Source organism: Hydrogenophaga sp., from assembly GCF_051860785.1.
Lineage (GTDB): Bacteria > Pseudomonadota > Gammaproteobacteria > Burkholderiales > Burkholderiaceae_C > Hydrogenophaga.
On the sequence record NZ_JBIMLB010000002.1, the window covers coordinates 173434 to 189288 of the forward strand.

General features: G+C 65.7%; 17 protein-coding genes. 12 read left to right on the forward strand and 5 right to left on the reverse strand.

Going from position 1 to position 15855, the window contains the following annotated elements; all coding sequences use genetic code 11:
- Positions 1-25 precede the first annotated feature (25 nt).
- The 4 genes from ACTIF6_RS03870 to ACTIF6_RS03885 all read left to right on the forward strand — a co-directional run bounded on the left by ACTIF6_RS03870 (position 26) and on the right by ACTIF6_RS03885 (position 4683).
- Positions 26-886, forward strand: a complete 861-nt coding sequence (locus ACTIF6_RS03870) for a formate dehydrogenase accessory sulfurtransferase FdhD (RefSeq protein WP_439586690.1) — start codon at positions 26-28, stop codon at positions 884-886.
- 59 nt (positions 887-945) lie between these two features.
- Complete coding sequence (upp, locus tag ACTIF6_RS03875; protein ID WP_439586691.1) at positions 946-1578, forward strand: uracil phosphoribosyltransferase; 633 nt, start codon at positions 946-948, stop codon at positions 1576-1578.
- A gap of 145 nt (positions 1579-1723) precedes the next feature.
- Positions 1724-4267, forward strand: coding sequence for an ABC transporter permease (locus ACTIF6_RS03880; protein WP_439586692.1), 2544 nt, complete (start codon positions 1724-1726; stop codon positions 4265-4267).
- Positions 4264-4683 (forward strand): group II truncated hemoglobin, encoded by a 420-nt coding sequence (locus ACTIF6_RS03885; RefSeq protein ID WP_439586693.1) that lies wholly within the window; start codon positions 4264-4266, stop codon positions 4681-4683. The genes ACTIF6_RS03880 and ACTIF6_RS03885 overlap by 4 nt, the downstream gene beginning before the upstream one ends.
- Before the next feature lie 9 nt (positions 4684-4692).
- Here ACTIF6_RS03885 and ACTIF6_RS03890 read toward each other — a convergent pair whose 3' ends face one another.
- From ACTIF6_RS03890 to ACTIF6_RS03900, 3 genes are all read right to left on the reverse strand, one after another.
- Positions 4693-4950, reverse strand: a complete 258-nt coding sequence (locus ACTIF6_RS03890; RefSeq protein ID WP_439586694.1) for a hypothetical protein — start codon at positions 4948-4950, stop codon at positions 4693-4695.
- A 68-nt stretch (positions 4951-5018) separates the two neighbouring features.
- Positions 5019-6026, reverse strand: coding sequence for a TRAP transporter substrate-binding protein (locus ACTIF6_RS03895; protein ID WP_439586695.1), 1008 nt, complete (start codon positions 6024-6026; stop codon positions 5019-5021).
- Positions 6027-6083: 57 nt separating this feature from the next.
- Positions 6084-6659: a hypothetical protein gene (locus ACTIF6_RS03900; protein WP_439586696.1), complete on the reverse strand. Its 576-nt coding sequence runs from the start codon at positions 6657-6659 to the stop codon at positions 6084-6086.
- 218 nt (positions 6660-6877) lie between these two features.
- Here ACTIF6_RS03900 and ACTIF6_RS03905 point away from each other — a divergent pair, with 218 nt between their 5' ends.
- Positions 6878-7720, forward strand: coding sequence for an IclR family transcriptional regulator (locus ACTIF6_RS03905; protein WP_439586697.1), 843 nt, complete (start codon positions 6878-6880; stop codon positions 7718-7720).
- Positions 7721-7727: 7 nt separating this feature from the next.
- On the opposite strand, the gene ACTIF6_RS03910 is transcribed toward ACTIF6_RS03905, so the two are convergent.
- Positions 7728-8363 carry a Smr/MutS family protein gene (locus ACTIF6_RS03910; RefSeq protein WP_439586698.1) on the reverse strand — a complete coding sequence of 212 codons (636 nt, stop codon included), beginning with the start codon at positions 8361-8363 and terminating at the stop codon, positions 7728-7730.
- Between the two features lie 18 nt (positions 8364-8381).
- Positions 8382-9074 (reverse strand): RadC family protein, encoded by a 693-nt coding sequence (gene radC / locus ACTIF6_RS03915; RefSeq protein ID WP_439586699.1) that lies wholly within the window; start codon positions 9072-9074, stop codon positions 8382-8384.
- 65 nt (positions 9075-9139) lie between these two features.
- Here radC and ACTIF6_RS03920 point away from each other — a divergent pair, with 65 nt between their 5' ends.
- From ACTIF6_RS03920 to ACTIF6_RS03950, 7 genes are all read left to right on the forward strand, one after another.
- Complete coding sequence (locus ACTIF6_RS03920; protein WP_439586700.1) at positions 9140-9586, forward strand: FKBP-type peptidyl-prolyl cis-trans isomerase; 447 nt, start codon at positions 9140-9142, stop codon at positions 9584-9586.
- A complete protein-coding gene (gene ispH / locus ACTIF6_RS03925; RefSeq protein WP_439586701.1) occupies positions 9586-10557 on the forward strand; it encodes a 4-hydroxy-3-methylbut-2-enyl diphosphate reductase in 972 nt (323 codons plus the stop codon). The genes ACTIF6_RS03920 and ispH overlap by 1 nt, the downstream gene beginning before the upstream one ends.
- Before the next feature lie 42 nt (positions 10558-10599).
- Positions 10600-11913: a serine--tRNA ligase gene (gene serS / locus ACTIF6_RS03930; protein WP_439586702.1), complete on the forward strand. Its 1314-nt coding sequence runs from the start codon at positions 10600-10602 to the stop codon at positions 11911-11913.
- Between the two features lie 55 nt (positions 11914-11968).
- The gene (locus tag ACTIF6_RS03935) at positions 11969-12409 is read left to right on the forward strand and encodes a hypothetical protein (protein ID WP_439586703.1); all 441 of its coding nucleotides are present in this window, start codon (positions 11969-11971) and stop codon (positions 12407-12409) included.
- 110 nt (positions 12410-12519) lie between these two features.
- Entirely contained in the window at positions 12520-13080 is a 561-nt protein-coding gene (locus ACTIF6_RS03940; RefSeq protein WP_439586704.1) for a FecR family protein, read from the forward strand.
- A 113-nt stretch (positions 13081-13193) separates the two neighbouring features.
- On the forward strand, positions 13194-13712 hold the full coding sequence (locus tag ACTIF6_RS03945; RefSeq protein WP_439586705.1) for an OmpA family protein: 519 nt from the start codon (positions 13194-13196) through the stop codon (positions 13710-13712).
- A 90-nt stretch (positions 13713-13802) separates the two neighbouring features.
- Positions 13803-15818: a 4-oxalomesaconate tautomerase gene (locus ACTIF6_RS03950; RefSeq protein WP_439586706.1), complete on the forward strand. Its 2016-nt coding sequence runs from the start codon at positions 13803-13805 to the stop codon at positions 15816-15818.
- The last annotated feature ends 37 nt before the right edge of the window (positions 15819-15855 follow it).

Sequence of the window (15855 nt, forward strand, 5' to 3'; positions counted from 1 at the left end):
TTTTCATGCGGTAGTCTTCGTTCCCATGTTGCTTCCTCAACTCACCCAGGCCCGTGCACCGCTGACCCGCGAGGTCGAGGTGATGAATGAGCGCGGCGAGCGCGAGGCCATCTTCATCCCTGCCGAGCGCGATCTCACGGTGTACGTGGACAAGCGCGAGCTCGTCACGCTCATGACGCTGGGCGCGCATCCCGAGTGGCTGGTGCTGGGCTACCTGCTCAACCAGCGTCTGATCGCCTTGATCGACGAGATCGAATCCGTCACGGTGGACTGGGACGTGAACGCTGCTTCGGTGAAGACCCGCCACGGCATCGACCACATCGAGGAGCGCACGTCGAAACGGGTGGTCACCACCGGTTGCGGCCAGGGCAGCGTGTTCGGCAACCTGATGGACGAGATCGACAGCATCCGCCTGCCGGCCGATGCCGGGTTGAAGCAGTCGGAGCTCTACGCCATCGTCAACGCGATCCGTCTCAAGGAAAGCACCTACAAGTCGGCCGGCTCGGTGCACGCCTGTGCCTTGTTCTGTGGCGAGGAACTCCAGCTTTTCGTCGAAGACGTGGGCCGCCACAACGCGGTGGACACCATCGCCGGCTGGATGTCGCTGCAGGAATCGCTGCCCCCAGGCGAGAAGATCTTCTATACCACCGGCCGCCTCACCAGCGAGATGGTGATCAAGTCTGCCCAGATGGGGGTGGCCGTGGTGGTCTCGCGCAGCGGCATCACCCAGATGGGGCTGGACGTGGCGCAGCGCGTGGGCCTGTGCGCCATCGGGCGCGCCACGAACAAGCACTTCCTTTGCTATGCCAACCCGCAGAGACTGGTGCTGGACGCGGTGCAGCCCGCCACGCCTGTGGCCCGCGAGCGCGCCCCCAGCCCGTCCTGACGCGGCGAGGCCCGCGCGTTCGGGCATAAACTCGGAACACCGTTTTCCGAGACACCCCCATGAGCCGAGACGTCCACGTCATAGACCACCCGCTGGTGCAGCACAAGCTCACCCTGATGCGCCGCAAGGACACCAGCACCAAGAACTTCCGCGAACTGGTGCACGAGCTCAGCGCGTTGCTGGCCTACGAACTCACGCGCGAGATGCCCATGCAGGACATCGAGATCGAAACGCCGCTGGAGAAGATGACCTCGCGCGTCATCGACGGCAAGAAAATCGTGCTGGCTTCCATCCTGCGGGCGGGCAACGGCTTTCTGGACGGCATGCTGCAGGTGATTCCGGGCGCGCGCGTGGGCCACATCGGGCTGTACCGCGATCCGGCCACGCTGCAGGCGGTGGAGTACTACTTCAAGATGCCGCAGGACATGCACGAACGCGATGTGATCGTGCTCGACCCCATGCTCGCCACGGGGAATTCGGCCGTGGCCGCCGTGGACCGGTTGAAGAAAACCGGACCGCGCTCGATCCGGTTCGTGTGTCTGGTGACTTGCCCGCAAGGCCTCAAGACTTTCCACGATGCGCACCATGACGTGCCGGTCTACACCCCCGCGGTGGATCGCGGCCTGAACGATCATGGCTACATTGTCCCGGGGCTCGGGGATGCCGGTGACCGCATCTTCGGCACGAAGTAGGGCTCCCCCCGCGCCGCGCCTGCGGCGCGTCACCCCTCAGGGGCAACGCCTGCGGCCTGGCAAAGCCAGTTCCACGGCGTTCTGAACCAATCCACTTCGCGCCGGTCCGATGTGTGGGTTTTGTTGATGCGATAAGGTCCAAAGAATGAGTACCCCCCCTGCCTCACTCCCAATCCGCTTCTGGACCCTGGGCTGGTCCTCCCTGGTGCGCGACTGGCGCGCCGGCGAGTTGCGCCTGCTGATGCTGGCGGTCACGCTGGCGGTGGCCGCGCTCACGGCGGTGGGCTTCTTCGCCGATCGCCTGCAGGGCGGTCTCACGCGCGACGCCAGCGCCCTCATCGGTGGCGATGCGGTGGTGAGCAGCGACCACGTGCCACCGCCTTCCTTCGAAGCGCAGGCCCGCACGCTGGGTCTCACCACCACGCAATCGCTGGGCTTCCCCACCATGGGCCGTGCGCGCGACGAAGAAGGCGGCGCGGCGCGCCTCGTGGCCCTGAAGGCGGTGGGCGAGGGCTACCCGCTGCGGGGCACCCTGCGCCTGGCCGAGGCCCAGGGCGGACCCGACAGCGCTGTGAACGCGATTCCCGCGCCCGGTACGGTGTGGGTGGACGAAGCCTTGCTGGTCTCGCTCGATCTCAAGATTGGCAACCCTCTGCTGCTGGGCGACTCGTCTTTCCAGATCACCCGCATCATCGTGGTCGAGCCCGATCGGGGTGGCGGTTTCATGAGCTTCGCGCCGCGCGTCATGCTCAACGCTGCCGACCTGCCCGCCACCGGCCTGGTGCAACCCGCCAGCCGCCTGACGTACCGCCTGGCCGTGGCTGGCGACAGTGGCCGCGTGGCCGAGTTCAGCCGCTGGGCCGAGCAGGCCATGACGCAACCCGGGGTGCGTGGCATGCGACTCGAATCGCTGGAGGGCGGACGACCCGAGATGCAGCAGACCTTGGGGCGTGCCGAGAAATTCCTCAACCTCGTGGCCTTGCTGGCCGCGCTGCTGTGTGCCGTGGCCGTGGCCATCGCCGCCCGCGGCTTTGCGCAGCGCCACCTGGACGACTGCGCCATGCTGCGCGTGCTCGGCCTCTCGCAAGGCACCATGGCGCGCGCCTACACCTTCGAGTTCGTGCTGATTGGTCTGGCCGCCAGCGCGTTGGGCGTGGCGATCGGCTATGGGGTCCATCATGCGTTCGTGCTGTTGCTCGCCGGGCTGGTCGAAGCCAGCCTCCCCGCGCCCAGCATGGCGCCGGTGCTGCTGGGTCTGGGCATGGGCCTCACCCTGATGCTGGCGTTTGGCTTGCCGCCGGTGCTGCAGCTCGCACAGGTGCCACCGTTGCGTGTGATCCGCCGTGATGTCGGCCAGCTCAAGCCGGCCACCCTGGCCGTGCTGGGCCTGGGCATGGCCGGTTTCGCCGCGCTGCTGCTGGCGGCGAGCCGCGACCTGCTGCTGGGCGCCATTGCCGTCGGCGGTTTTGCCGCCGCCGTGCTGCTCTTTGCCGTGGCCAGCTATGCGGCGGTTCGCGTGCTGCGCGCCAGCGTGAACGAAGCTACCGCACCGCGTGCGCTCGTCATGGCCACGCGCCAGCTTTCTGCCCGCCCGGCCTACGCCGTGGTGCAGATCAGCGCACTCGCCGTCGGCCTGCTCGCGCTGGTGCTGCTGGTGCTGCTGCGCACCGACCTCATCTCCAGCTGGCGCAGCGCCACGCCACCCGACGCGCCCAACCGCTTCGTCATCAATGTGCAGCCCGAGCAGGGCGAAGCCTTCCAGCAGGCGCTGAAGGGTGCTGGCGTGCAGCGCTACGACTGGTATCCCATGATCCGGGGGCGTCTGGTCACCATCAACGGCAAGGGCGTGGTACCCGAAGACTTCACCGAGGACCGCGCGCAGCGGCTGGTGGATCGCGAGTTCAACCTCTCGAACACGCCCACCGTGCCGCCGCACAACCCGGTGGTGGCAGGCCGCTGGACCGACAACGAACCCGACGCGCTGAGCGTGGAAGAGGGGCTGGCCGAAGAACTGGGCCTGAAACTCGGCGACCGCCTGGGCTTCGACATCGCGGGCCAGGTGACCGAGGGCCGCATCACCAGCCTGCGCAAGGTGGACTGGGGGTCGATGCGGGTCAACTTCTTCGTGGTGTTTCCGGTGGCGGAGGTGCCGAACGTGCCGGTGAGCTACATCAGTGCCTTCCGCGCGCCAGAACCCTCCAACGGCTTCGACAACGCCCTGGTGCGCGAGTTTCCCAACATCACCAACGTCGACATGAGCCAGACCATTGCGCAGGTGCAGCGCGTGCTGGGGCAGGTCATCAGCGCGGTGGAGTTCCTGTTCGCCTTCACGCTCGCGGCCGGGCTGGTGGTGCTGCTCTCGGCTGTCAGCGCCACGCGGGGCGAACGTGAACGCGAGTTCGCCATCCTGCGCGCCGTGGGCGCTGGCTCCCAGCTGTTGCGCAACGTGCAGAGGGTGGAGTTGCTGGGTGTGGGCCTGCTCGCTGGCTTTCTGGCATCGGCGGTGGCGGTGGCGGTGGGCTGGGCGCTGGCGCGCTTCGTGTTCCAGTTCGCCTGGACGGCTTCGCCGTGGGTGCCGCTGGGCGGCGCCATCGCTGGCGCGCTGCTCGCGCTGCTCGCCGGCTGGTGGGGGCTGCGCAGCGTGCTGCGCACGCCCGTGGTGGAGACGCTGCGCAAGGCCTCCGCATGAACATTCCGATCTACAAACCGCAGGAACCCACCCGCTTCGAAACGCCGTACGAATGGATCGGGGGCGAGGAAAAAGTGCGCGCCCTGGTCGATCGTTTTTACGATCTCATGGACATCGAGCCCGGTTACCGCGAATTGCGCGCCGCGCACGGCAGCACGCTGGACAATGCGCGCCAGCGCTTGTTCTGGTTCCTGTGCGGCTGGATGGGCGGACCGCAGCACTACACCGAGCAGTTCGGCCACCCGCGCCTGCGCATGCGCCACATGCCGTTTGCCATCGGCATCGTCGAGCGTGACCAGTGGCTGGCGTGCATGGACCAGGCCATGGGTGAAACCGGTGTGGATCCGGCGCTGCGTGAACGCCTGAAAACCAGCTTCTTCCAGACGGCGGACTGGATGCGCAACACGCCGGCCTGAGGCCTTGACTCAGAGCGTGCCGAAATCGGTGTCGCTGGGGGCGTGCGCCGCACCCATGTAGAGCTTGAGGGTGGGGGCCTCACCGTCGTGTTCCCAGACGCGGCCCTGGATGGTGAACTGGCGACCCTGGAAGCGCACCACGTCGCCACGCTCGGGTGGCACCGAATGCCCGTTCCAGAACTGGGGGACCGTGATGGACGAACGCCGGATCCAGGTCTGGTCGTCGGCACTGAAAACGAAGATCACGCGCAGGGTGGGCAGGCTCATGGGGTTCCTCGGGCGGGCCACCGTGGCCCTGATGCGGAGAGCTTAGCGCAGCGCCGCCCACCCCCGTGTTACTTGATGCTGGCGCGAACTTTCTCGATCTCGGCGCGGTAGATGGTGACGATGGCCTGGTCGTAGGAAGAGGCGAACTTGTCCGCCACCGGCTTGGTCAGCTCACGCATCTTCTCCAGCGTGGCGGCAGGCACGTCGTTGATCTGCATACCCTTGGCCTCAAGTTCCTTGCGAGCGCCGCCGGCCGCTTCGCGGCTGAGCTTTTTCTGAAACTCACCGGCTTCCACGGCAGCTTCTCGCACGATCTTCTGCTCTTCCGGCGTGAGCCGGTCCCAGGTGCGCTTGCTGATGACCACCGGGTTGGCGGTGTACACGTGGTTGGTCACGCTCAGGAACTTCTGCACCTCGTTGAACTTGCTGGTCAGAATCACCGAGAAGGGGTTTTCCTGCGCATCCATGGCCTTGGACTCGAGTGCACCATAGAGCTCGGGGAAAGGCATGGGCACGGGGTTGGCGCCCAGGGCCCCGAAGCTTTCCAGGAACATGGGGTTGGGGATCACGCGCAGCTTGAGGCCCTTGAGGTCTTCCACGTTCACGATCGGCTTGCGGCTGTTGGTGAAATGGCGAAAGCCGGTTTCCCAGAATGCCAGGCCCACCATGCCGCGGTCGGCCAGCTTGGCACCCAGCGCCTGGCCAAACGGTCCTGCCACCAGCGCGTCGACCTGCTCGGCCTTGGTGAAGGAGAAAGGGATGTCGAGCAGCGTGTATTCCTTGATCACGCCACCCATGGTGGTGGCCGAGGGCATGGTGATGTCCTGCACGCCTCCCTGCACCGCACTCAACTGCTGGGCTTCGCCGCCCACCACGCCTCCGCCCAGCTCCTGCACCTTGATCTTGCCGCCCGTCTTGGCGGAGACGATCTCGCCGAACTTCTGGACCCCCAGCGAGATGGGATGACCCGGTTGCACGAGGTGCCCGAAACGGATGATCCGCTCCTGGGATTGCGCCTGGGCGCCGACACCGACCGCCGCGATCGTGGCGGCCAGCATCCAATGACGAACTTTCATGACTTGTCTCCTGGTTGGTGAAAATGGCCCAGTGGGCCGTGATGAAATCCGTGCGGATCAGGCGGTGTCTGCCCTGGTGGCGGAATGGCAGAGTTCGTGGAGTTCGCTCAATACGCCGCCTTGTGCTCCCAGTTCCTGCAAGGCGGCCTCTGACATTTCTTTGATCTGGAGATGGCGCAGCGAATCCAGGTCGTAGCCCGCGATCACGAGTACCCAGTCCGCGATGCGGTCGTTGCCGCGAATCTGTTGTTCGCGCGTGGTGGCAATCGGTGGCGTCTCGTGGCGCAGGAGATGGGCTCCCACGCAGCCGGGTTGCGTGGCGAGTACGTTCAGCTGATCCGAAAGAGCGCTCTGAAGACGGGCATGTGCGTCGGGCCGGGGCGAGAGTCGAACGGTGAGTGCATGCCTGGCCACCGCGCCGCCCGAGGAGGCCAGCACACGGCACTGGCTTCGCACCATGTTGCGGTGGTGCGGCATCATCTTGATGGACCACGGAGAGGGTGCGTTCAACCGCTCCAGGTAGGCAGGCGACTGGAGCACGCCGTAGTCGTCGAGCTCGTACATCTGAAAGATGCCTTCACCACCGGTGGCGCTGCTCCAGCGCGTGCCGCGGCAAAAACCGGGTATGGCCATTCGCTCCGGAAAGTGTTCGTGGGAATGCCAATGTTCAAACTCTGCAAGCTGGTCAGCAGCCATGTCCCACCACATCGCGAGCGCTGCATTTCCAAGAAGAGACATCGCCTGCCGACCTTTGATCGTTGTTTCCGAGGTGGCGAATGCTGCCATAAAGTTGAATGTCGTTCAATAAAAATATATCATTCAAAAAATGAACGATTTTGCAAAGGAAATCCATGAGTGGCGCACTTGAAAAGTCCCTGTCGATCCTCGAGTACCTGACCGAATATCCCGATGGAGTTGGACTGGCCCAGATCGCCACCGACCTCAATCAGTTGCGCAGTGGCTGTCATCGCACATTGCAAGAGCTCATCAAGTACGGTTATGTGCGGCAACTTCCGGTGCGCGGCGAGTACGCGCTGACGACCAAGATGGCGTCGATGGGCTTGAGCTTTCTCGGCAAGTCCGGCGTGGTGGACATCGCGCAACCGGTGATCAACCGGCTGGCTTCGGTGACCGAGGAACTGGTTCGGCTGGCCATCGTCGATGGCGAGCGCCTGACATTGGTTGCAAAGGCGCAAGGTGCGAAGTCTGGCCTGCTGTACGACCCCGACATGGGCATCGACCTGCGCCTGTCCTGCAGTGCGGCAGGGCAGGCCTGGCTCATGACCTTGCCGGAGGACGTGGCGATCGGATACGTGACCCGGCAAGGACTGGGTCTTCCCAAGCACTACGGCCCGAACGCGCCCACCAGCGTTCGCGCCTTCCTCAAGACGCTGGATGAACACCGCAAGCGGGGCTTCAGCGTCATTCAGGACGCCTACGCACCCGGCATGAGTTCCATGGCCGCACCGATCCACAAGGGAGACGCAGCGACTTCGGGTGTGATCATCATCGCGGGACCCACACCGCGCCTGGGTCTCAAGCGCATGCTGCAGTTCGGCCCCGCCTTGCTGCGAGCAGCCGAGGAGCTGGCGCTGGCGTCCAACGCCTCGCCGCTGCTGAAGTCCGCCAATGTGGGGACCTGGGGCAACGTTGCAGAGAAAGCCTCCACCAGCCGCGCGATGACGAGGCGATGAGCGCTCTTCACCCCGGCCGCAGCAGCACCACCAGCGCTCCGGCGCCACCCTCGGCCGGGCGTGCCTGAGCGAAGGCCATCACCTCGTTCTTCTGCACCAGCCAGCGCAGGACGCGCTGCTTGAGCACGGGCGTGCGCCCCGGCGAGCCCAGGCCCTTTCCATGCACCACGCGCACGCATCGAAGGCCATTCTGGTGAGCTTCCCGGATGAAGCGGCCCAGTGCTTCGCGGGCTTCATCGGTGCGCAGGCCGTGCAGGTCGATCTGCCGCTGGATGCTCCAGCCGCCTTCGCGCAGCTTGCGCACCACCGCCGGACCCAGGCCCGGGCGGCGGTAGCTCAGCATGTCGTCGGTGTGCAGCAGGGTTTCGACGTCGAACTCGTCCGACAGGGCTTCGCGCATCACGGAAGCCTCGTCGCGCAGGCGCTGCACGGGTTGCGGATCCACCGGCACGCGGCGTGGGGGAATGCGGCCCTTGTCGACCAGCGGTTTCACGGGGCCAACGGCGAGTGCAAACAGCTTCTGCTCGCGCTCGCGGCGCGCCTGCAACAGGCGCTCGGCCTCCCGCCGGGCGACCTCGGCGGCTGCCTGCTCGGCCATGGCGCGCTTGAATGCCTGGAGCTCTGACAGCGTACGGACTTTCATTCGCTCATTGTCGCCCGCTCAGACCAACCCCATCTCGGCCATGGACGCGGCCTGCTCGCGCGTGACGATGAAGTGGTCGAGCACGCGCACGTCCACCAGCGCCAGGGCGGCCTTGAGGGTGCTGGTCAATGTTTCGTCGGCGCGGGACGGTCGCGCTGCGCCGCTGGGGTGGTTGTGGGCCAGCACCACCGCAGCACAATGGTGGTGCAGCGCGCGCAGCACCACTTCGCGTGGGTAGACGCTGGTCTGGGTGAGCGTGCCGCGAAACAGCTCCTCCAGCGCGATCAGGCGGTTCTGGTTGTCCAGGAACATCACCGCGAACACCTCGTGGTGGCGTCCGCCGAGCTGCAGTTGCAGGTAGTCGCGCACCGCCTGCGGGCTGTCGAACACCGGGCTTTGCTGCAGCCGGTGCGCCAGCGCGCGGCGTGCAAGCTCCAGCACCGCTACCATTTCGGCGCGTTTGGCTGGCCCCAGGCCCTTGATCTGGCGCAGAGCCTCGGCGCCTGTGTTCAGCAAGCCACCCATTCCGCCAAAGCGGTCGAGCAGTTCCTGGGCGAGCTGTACCACGTGTTTTCCGGGGATGCCGGTGCGCAGCAGCAGGGCCAGCAGTTCGGCGTCGCTCAGTGCCGATGGTCCGCGTGCCAGCAGCTTTTCGCGCGGGCGCATGTCGCTCGGCAGGCTCTTGAGCCCGGCAGTCAGAAGGCCTTCCATGCGGTTTTTCTCCCTGTTGTGGCCTGCTTTTTACAATAGGCGGTGTTCCCACTACTCCCCCACCCATGCCACACGTCGAAGAAGGTTCCTTTCTTACCCTGCACTACCGCATGTCCGGGCCGCAGGGGCAGGTGATCATCGACACCTTCGGTGGCCAGCCCGCCACGCTCAGCCTGGGTGCGGGCGAGCTCTCGCCGGCCATCGAGCAGCGCCTCATCGGGCTGGAGGAGGGCGTGCAGACGGTGATCGAGCTCGACGAGGGCGAGGCCTTCGGCGAACGCCAGCCCGAGATGGTGCAATGGGTCGCGCGCAAGCTGCTCAACGAACTGGGCGATCCGCACGAGCAGTACGTGGCGGGCGACGTGGTGCAGTTTCCCACGCCCGATGGCCTGGGAAACTACGCCGGCGCCGCCGTGGAAGTGCGCGAGGACGGTGCGGTGCTGTTCGACTTCAATCACCCGCTGGCCGGGCAGCGGGTGCGCTTCGAAGTGCAGCTGATCGGGGTGCTGTGATGCCGGACTCGCAGGAAATCATTCTCGCGGAGCCACGGGGCTTCTGTGCCGGCGTGGACCGCGCCATCGAGATCGTGGAACGCGCCATCGCGAAGTTTGGCCGACCGATCTACGTGCGCCACGAGATCGTGCACAACACCTACGTGGTGAACGACCTCAAGGCCAAGGGTGCGATCTTCATCGAGGACCTGGCCGATGTGCCACCCGGCGCCACGCTGGTGTTTTCCGCGCATGGCGTGAGCAAGGCCATCCAGCAGGAGGCCCAGCAGCGCGGGTTCCACGTGTTCGACGCCACCTGCCCGCTGGTGACCAAGGTGCACGTGGAAGTGGCCAAGCTGCACCGCGAAGGCTTCGAGTTCATCATGATCGGCCACAAGGGACACCCCGAGGTGGAAGGCACCATGGGCCAGCTCGATAGCGGCATCCACCTGGTGGAAGACGTGGAAGACGTGGCGCGCGTGGCACCGGCGCAGACGCAAAAGCTGGCTGTGGTCACGCAGACCACGCTGTCGGTGGACGACGCCGCGCAGATCCTGGGTGCGGTCAAGGCGCGCTTCCCGCAAGTTCGCGAACCCAAGCAGCAGGACATCTGCTACGCCACGCAGAACCGGCAGGACGCCGTCAAGCTGCTCAGCCCGCAGGTCGACATCGTGATCGTGGTCGGCAGCCCCACCAGCTCGAACAGCAACCGCTTGCGCGAGGTCGCGATCAAGCTCGGCACCCCCAGCCACATGGTCGACAACGCCGACGAGCTCCAGGCCGAGTGGTTCGTGGGCAAACGCCGGGTGGGCCTGACCGCCGGGGCTTCGGCGCCCGAGATCCTGGTGCGCCAGGTGATCGACCGCATCAAGTCCATGGGCGCGATTTCCGTGCGCACCATGGACGGCCTGACCGAGACCATCAAGTTCCCGCTGCCGAAGGGTCTCAAGACCGAGGGCGGCGATACCGCACCGCTCGATCACCTGCGCTGACAAGCGCCCGGCCCGTCGAGGGCGCAAAACTACAATCGCCGCATGCTAGACATCGTCCCACTGAGAAAAGACCTTGACGCCGTCGTGGCGCGCCTGGAAACCCGCAAGCAGCCTCAGCCCTACCTGGACGTGGCGGCCTTCCGCGCGCTAGAGACCGAGCGCAAGACGCTGCAGACGCGCACCGAAGACCTGCAAAGCCAGCGCAACACGCTGTCCAAACAGATCGGCCAGCTCAAGGCCAAGGGCGAGAACGCCGACGCGGTGATGGCCCAGGTGGCGTCCTTCAAGGCCGAGCTCGAAGCCTCCGGCGTCCGGCTGGAAGCCATCCAGGCCGAGCTGCAGGCGCTGCTGCTGGCCGTGCCCAACCTGCCGCATGAGAGCGTGCCCGTGGGCAGCGACGAGAGCGGCAACGTGGAACTGCGCCGCTGGGGCACGCCGCGCGCCTTCGATTTTCCGCTGCGCGACCACGTCGATATCGGCGAGAAGCTCGGGCTCGATTTCGAAACCGGCACCAAACTGGCCGGTTCCCGCTTCACCTTCATGCGTGGCCCCATCGCCCGCCTGCACCGCGCGCTTGCGCAGTTCATGCTCGACGTGCAGACCCAGGAGCATGGCTACACCGAGTGCTACACGCCGTACATCGTCAACGCCGAAACGCTGCACGGCACGGGCCAGTTGCCCAAGTTCGAAGGCGACCTGTTCGCGGTGAAGAAGGGCGGCCAGGAAGGCGAGCCCGTGCCCGACACGCAGGCCCTCTACCTGATTCCTACCAGCGAGGTGACGCTGACCAACGTGGTGCGCGACACCGTGCTGGCCGAGGCCGATCTGCCGATCCGCATGACGGCGCACACACCGTGCTTTCGCTCCGAGGCCGGCAGCGCCGGGCGCGACACGCGCGGCATGATCCGCCAGCACCAGTTCGACAAGGTGGAGATGGTGCAGATCGTGCACCCCGAGAAAAGCTACGAAGCGCTCGACGCCATGACCGGCCACGCCGAGGCCGTGTTGCAGAAGCTCGGCCTGCCGTACCGTGTGATCGTGCTCTGCACCGGCGACATGGGCTTTGGCTCGACCCGCACGCACGACCTGGAAGTGTGGGTGCCTGCGCAAGGCACCTACCGCGAGATCAGCTCGGTGTCCAACTGCGAGGCTTTCCAAGCACGCCGCTTGCAGGCCCGCTTCAAGAACGCCCTGGGCAAGAACGAATTGGTGCACACCCTCAATGGGTCGGGCCTGGCCGTGGGCCGCGCGCTGGTGGCGGTGCTGGAGAACTTCCAGAATGCCGACGGCAGCGTGACCGTGCCCGAGGTGCTGCGACCCTACATGGGGGGGCTGGAGAAGCTCACCCCGGCCTGAGTCATACCTGCGCCGGTTGCCGAAAATCCAGCCACGACTTAACCCTGACAACGCCATGCCCAGCCAACGCCGCCATTCCGCTCGCATCCTCTTCGCCCTGGTTCTGCTGTCTTTCCTGACCACAGCCTGTGCCGTGCGGGAAAAGCGCCTGTACCAGGGTGTTCAGTTGCCGAGCAGCCAGGTGGCGGTGGTGAAGGCGCTGGACCCATCGCAGGCATCCGGTGGCTCGGTGCGCTTCTTCCTGGGATTCGAGTCCTTCATGAAGGACGGAGACCCACAGCGCACACCCGTCAACGACATGTGGAACGGCTATCCCACGAGCGTGGAGTCGCTGCCTGGCGACTACACCATCATTGCCTATTGCGCCAGCGGAGGATTCTTTGCCCATCCTTCGATCAAGCTCAGGCTGGAGGCCGGAAAGACCTACACCCTGCGTTGTGGCTTCACGCCCAACGACGTGAACAGGTTCCTGGTGTCGGTGGATTCCGTCAGGTAGGCCCGCCCACGGCCCTGTGGCCCATGTGGCGAAGGGGGTGGGCTTCAAGGGTTTGATCCGTGGCATTTGTCACGATGCGGTGTGCCAGGGACCGCGGCGCGAGTTCGTGTGTGCGCCAGCGAACAGTGCGCGGCATCGACGCACTTCTAAGCTCCGACCTTTCGTTCTCCAAAGGTCGCGCCATGCTCAATGTGTTTGTTCACGGGTTCCGCTCCAGCCCACCCGTTGTCGCGCTGGTGGGACTTCTGGCGGCGTTCGGGGTGGTCGACCCCGCAGGCGCCAACGATGGCCCCATTGCGACGCTGAAGCGTGCCTCCGGGGACATCAGCGTGATGCGCAAGGACAGCACGCTGGACGCAGGATCCGGCACGAAGCTGTTCATCTCGGACCGTATCGTTTCAGGCGCTGATTCGTCGGCTGGCATCGTGTTCAGGGATGGCACCGTGCTGACCGTGGGACCGTCTGCAGACGTGGAGATGCGCGACTACACCTTCGAGCCCAGAAGCGAGAAATACGAATTCTTCGTCTACCTCGCGCGAGGCGCGGCGATCTACGCGTCGGGAATGATCGGCAAGTTGTCGCCAGAGGCGGTCAAAGTGGCCACGCCCATTGCGACCATTGGCGTTCGCGGCACGCGGTTCATCGTCGACGCAGGCCAGCCCCGGCCATGAGGGCGACATCCGCACGAGGCTGGCGACTCATCGCGCTGATCCTGATGGCTGGCGCCATGCTGGGGGGATGCGCCACCCAGCCCCACCCCGTCCCGAGAACGACCGTTGTCCTGATGCCTGACGAAGACGGCAAAGTGGGTGCGGTCTCGGTGGTGTCCTCGTCGGGCGAACAAGCCCTCAGCGCAGGCTTCACCTACACGATCGTGGACGGCGCCAACGCCGGACCATCGGCCGCGAGCGCCGTGGATCGCGATGCCCTGAACAGGAAGTACGGCGCGCTGATCAACGTGCAGCCGCCGATGCCCAGGACGTTCACCCTTTATTTCTTGCTGGACAGGACCGAACTGACGGAGGAGTCAAAAGCCATGCTGCCTGCCGTGTTCGCTGCCGTGCGAGAGCGGAGACCAACGGGTATCACGGTCTTCGGTCACGCTGACGCCGCTGGCTCGTCTGTGCGAAACCTGAAGCTGTCGGCTGAACGGGCCGAGGTGGTGGCCGGTTTGCTCCGCACCAACGATGCTTTGCTGAAAGACATTGAAGTGCAATTCTTCGGCGAGACGAGGCCACTGACAACGTCCGGCCCGGGTGGCTCGGAAGCCAGAAACCGGCGTGTGGAAATCCTGATCCTCTGAAGATGACTCGACGGAGATTGATGCAACGCAAACATCAATCGTGAATCAATGTGCAATTCTCAACATTGATGATCGATTCGACAATGCGGCATGAGCAAGACCATCCCATGTGTGCTGATGCGCGCCGGCACCTCGCGCGGCCCCTTTTTCCTCCGTGAATGGTTGCCCGCAGGCGACGAGGCGCGTGACCAGGCCTTGATCGGTGCCATCGGCGCTTCCGACCCGCTGCAGCTGGACGGTGTGGGGGGTGGAAGCACGCTGAACAGCAAGGTCGCCATCGTTTCGCGCTCCCGTGAGCCGGGCTGCGATCTGGACTACTTGTTCGCGCAGGTCGGCGTGGGTCACCGTTCGGTCGACACGCGTCCCAACTGCGGCAACATGCTGTCGGGCGTGGCGCCGTTCGCCATCGAGCAAGGCCTGGTGAAGGCGCAGGACGGCACCACCAAAGTCCGGGTGCACAACGTCAATACCGGCGCACGCATCGATGTCACGGTGCGCACGCCCGGCGGTCGCGTCACCTACGAGGGAGACGCGCGCATCGACGGCGTGGCGGGCACGGCCGCGCCGATCCTGCTGGACTTTCTGGACGCCTGGGGCGCTGTCACCGGGCAGGTGTTTCCCACGGGCCAGCGCATCGATCGCATTCAAGGTATCGAAGTCAGCTGCATCGACGCGGCCATGCCGCTGATGATCGTGCGCGCGGCCGACCTGGGCGTCAGTGGCAGGGAAAAGCCTGTGGCGCTGGACGCCAACACCGCCTTGCTCGAGCGCATCGAATCGTTGCGGCTGGAGGCGGGCTTGCGCATGGGCTTGGGAGACGTGTCCAACAGTGTGATTCCCAAACCCGTTCTGGTCAGTGCGGGGGACTCGGCCAACAGCATCACTTCGCGATACTTCACGCCCCGGCGCTGCCATGCCTCGCATGCCGTGACAGGCGCCATTGGCGTGGCCAGTGCGTTCGCCCTGCCTGGAACGGTGGCCAGCGGCTTGGCGCGCGCGGCCGGCTGCCATCAGTTGACGGTGCTTCACCCCGCCGGGCAGATCGACATCGAGGTGGAACTGAGCGACGCAGGCGCCGAGATCAGCATGCAGCGCGCCGCCCTGGTGCGCACCGCGCGCAAGATCATGCAGGGCGAACTGCATCTGCCCGACTATGTGTTCTCGCGCCCGGAAGAGACCACCCAGCCCGTCGCGCGCAAACCCATCACCCTGATCGTGCCTACCAGCGCCGGCGGGGGTAACGACACCATGGCGCGCATCATTGCGGCCAAGCTGGCGCCGCTGCTGGGACAGGAAGTGCTGGTGGACAACCGCGCTGGCGCCAACGGTGCGGTGGCCAGCGAGTACGTGGCCAGGGCAGAGCCCGACGGCCAGACACTCATGTTTGGCTACGTCGGCACGCACGCCATGAACCCGGCGTTGCAGACGCTGGGCTACGACCCGGTTGCCGACTTTGCGCCCATCGGCGTTGTCGGCTCCTCGCCCACGCTCATGGTGGTGCATCCCGAGGTGCCGGCCCGAGATGTGCAGTCCTTGATCGCTGCCTTGCGCGCTCAGCCTGGCCGCTATGGCTACGCATCGGCGGGCGATGGCACACCACCTCATTTCGCCGCCGCCTTGTTCCAACTGGCCAGTGGCACTTCCATGATGGGCACCACCTACGAGGGCGCTGCGCCGGCCATCGCCGACACGGCCAGCGGCCGGACGCAGCTCATGTTCCCGAGCCTGTTCACGGCCCATCCTTTCGTGCACAGCGCGCGTCTGCGGGCGCTGGCGGTGGCAGGTCCGCAGCGGCTGGCGGGATTGCCCGACGTGCCTACCCTGGCCGAGGCCGGCGTGCCCGGCGTGGACGTGACACAGTGGTATGGCCTGTTCGCACCTGCGCGCACGCCACTGGAGCGGGTCGACGCGTTGAATCGCGCATTGAATCAGGTGTTGGCCGATCCCGCTGTCGTAGAGCTGTTCGAGCGACATGGCGCCCGGGTGGAGGCCGGCACGCCACAGATGCTGGCCGACCGCGTGCAGGCCGATCTGTCACGCTGGCAAGTGGTTGTCGCTCACGGTGGTCTGGGCGGAACCGAGCAACGCGTCACGGCACTCGAATAGGACCGCGCCAGAACGCATGCGCACCAGATAAAAAAGA

Coding starts and splice junctions, on each gene's coding strand:
- ACTIF6_RS03870 (WP_439586690.1), top strand. CDS start 26: ATGTTGCTTCCTCAACTCACCCAGGCCCGTGCACCGCTGACCCGCGAG.
- upp (WP_439586691.1), top strand. CDS start 946: ATGAGCCGAGACGTCCACGTCATAGACCACCCGCTGGTGCAGCACAAG.
- ACTIF6_RS03880 (WP_439586692.1), top strand. CDS start 1,724: ATGAGTACCCCCCCTGCCTCACTCCCAATCCGCTTCTGGACCCTGGGC.
- ACTIF6_RS03885 (WP_439586693.1), top strand. CDS start 4,264: ATGAACATTCCGATCTACAAACCGCAGGAACCCACCCGCTTCGAAACG.
- ACTIF6_RS03890 (WP_439586694.1), bottom strand. CDS start 4,950: ATGAGCCTGCCCACCCTGCGCGTGATCTTCGTTTTCAGTGCCGACGAC.
- ACTIF6_RS03895 (WP_439586695.1), bottom strand. CDS start 6,026: ATGAAAGTTCGTCATTGGATGCTGGCCGCCACGATCGCGGCGGTCGGT.
- ACTIF6_RS03900 (WP_439586696.1), bottom strand. CDS start 6,659: ATGGCCATACCCGGTTTTTGCCGCGGCACGCGCTGGAGCAGCGCCACC.
- ACTIF6_RS03905 (WP_439586697.1), top strand. CDS start 6,878: ATGAGTGGCGCACTTGAAAAGTCCCTGTCGATCCTCGAGTACCTGACC.
- ACTIF6_RS03910 (WP_439586698.1), bottom strand. CDS start 8,363: ATGAAAGTCCGTACGCTGTCAGAGCTCCAGGCATTCAAGCGCGCCATG.
- radC (WP_439586699.1), bottom strand. CDS start 9,074: ATGGAAGGCCTTCTGACTGCCGGGCTCAAGAGCCTGCCGAGCGACATG.
- ACTIF6_RS03920 (WP_439586700.1), top strand. CDS start 9,140: ATGCCACACGTCGAAGAAGGTTCCTTTCTTACCCTGCACTACCGCATG.
- ispH (WP_439586701.1), top strand. CDS start 9,586: ATGCCGGACTCGCAGGAAATCATTCTCGCGGAGCCACGGGGCTTCTGT.
- serS (WP_439586702.1), top strand. CDS start 10,600: ATGCTAGACATCGTCCCACTGAGAAAAGACCTTGACGCCGTCGTGGCG.
- ACTIF6_RS03935 (WP_439586703.1), top strand. CDS start 11,969: ATGCCCAGCCAACGCCGCCATTCCGCTCGCATCCTCTTCGCCCTGGTT.
- ACTIF6_RS03945 (WP_439586705.1), top strand. CDS start 13,194: ATGCCTGACGAAGACGGCAAAGTGGGTGCGGTCTCGGTGGTGTCCTCG.
- ACTIF6_RS03950 (WP_439586706.1), top strand. CDS start 13,803: ATGAGCAAGACCATCCCATGTGTGCTGATGCGCGCCGGCACCTCGCGC.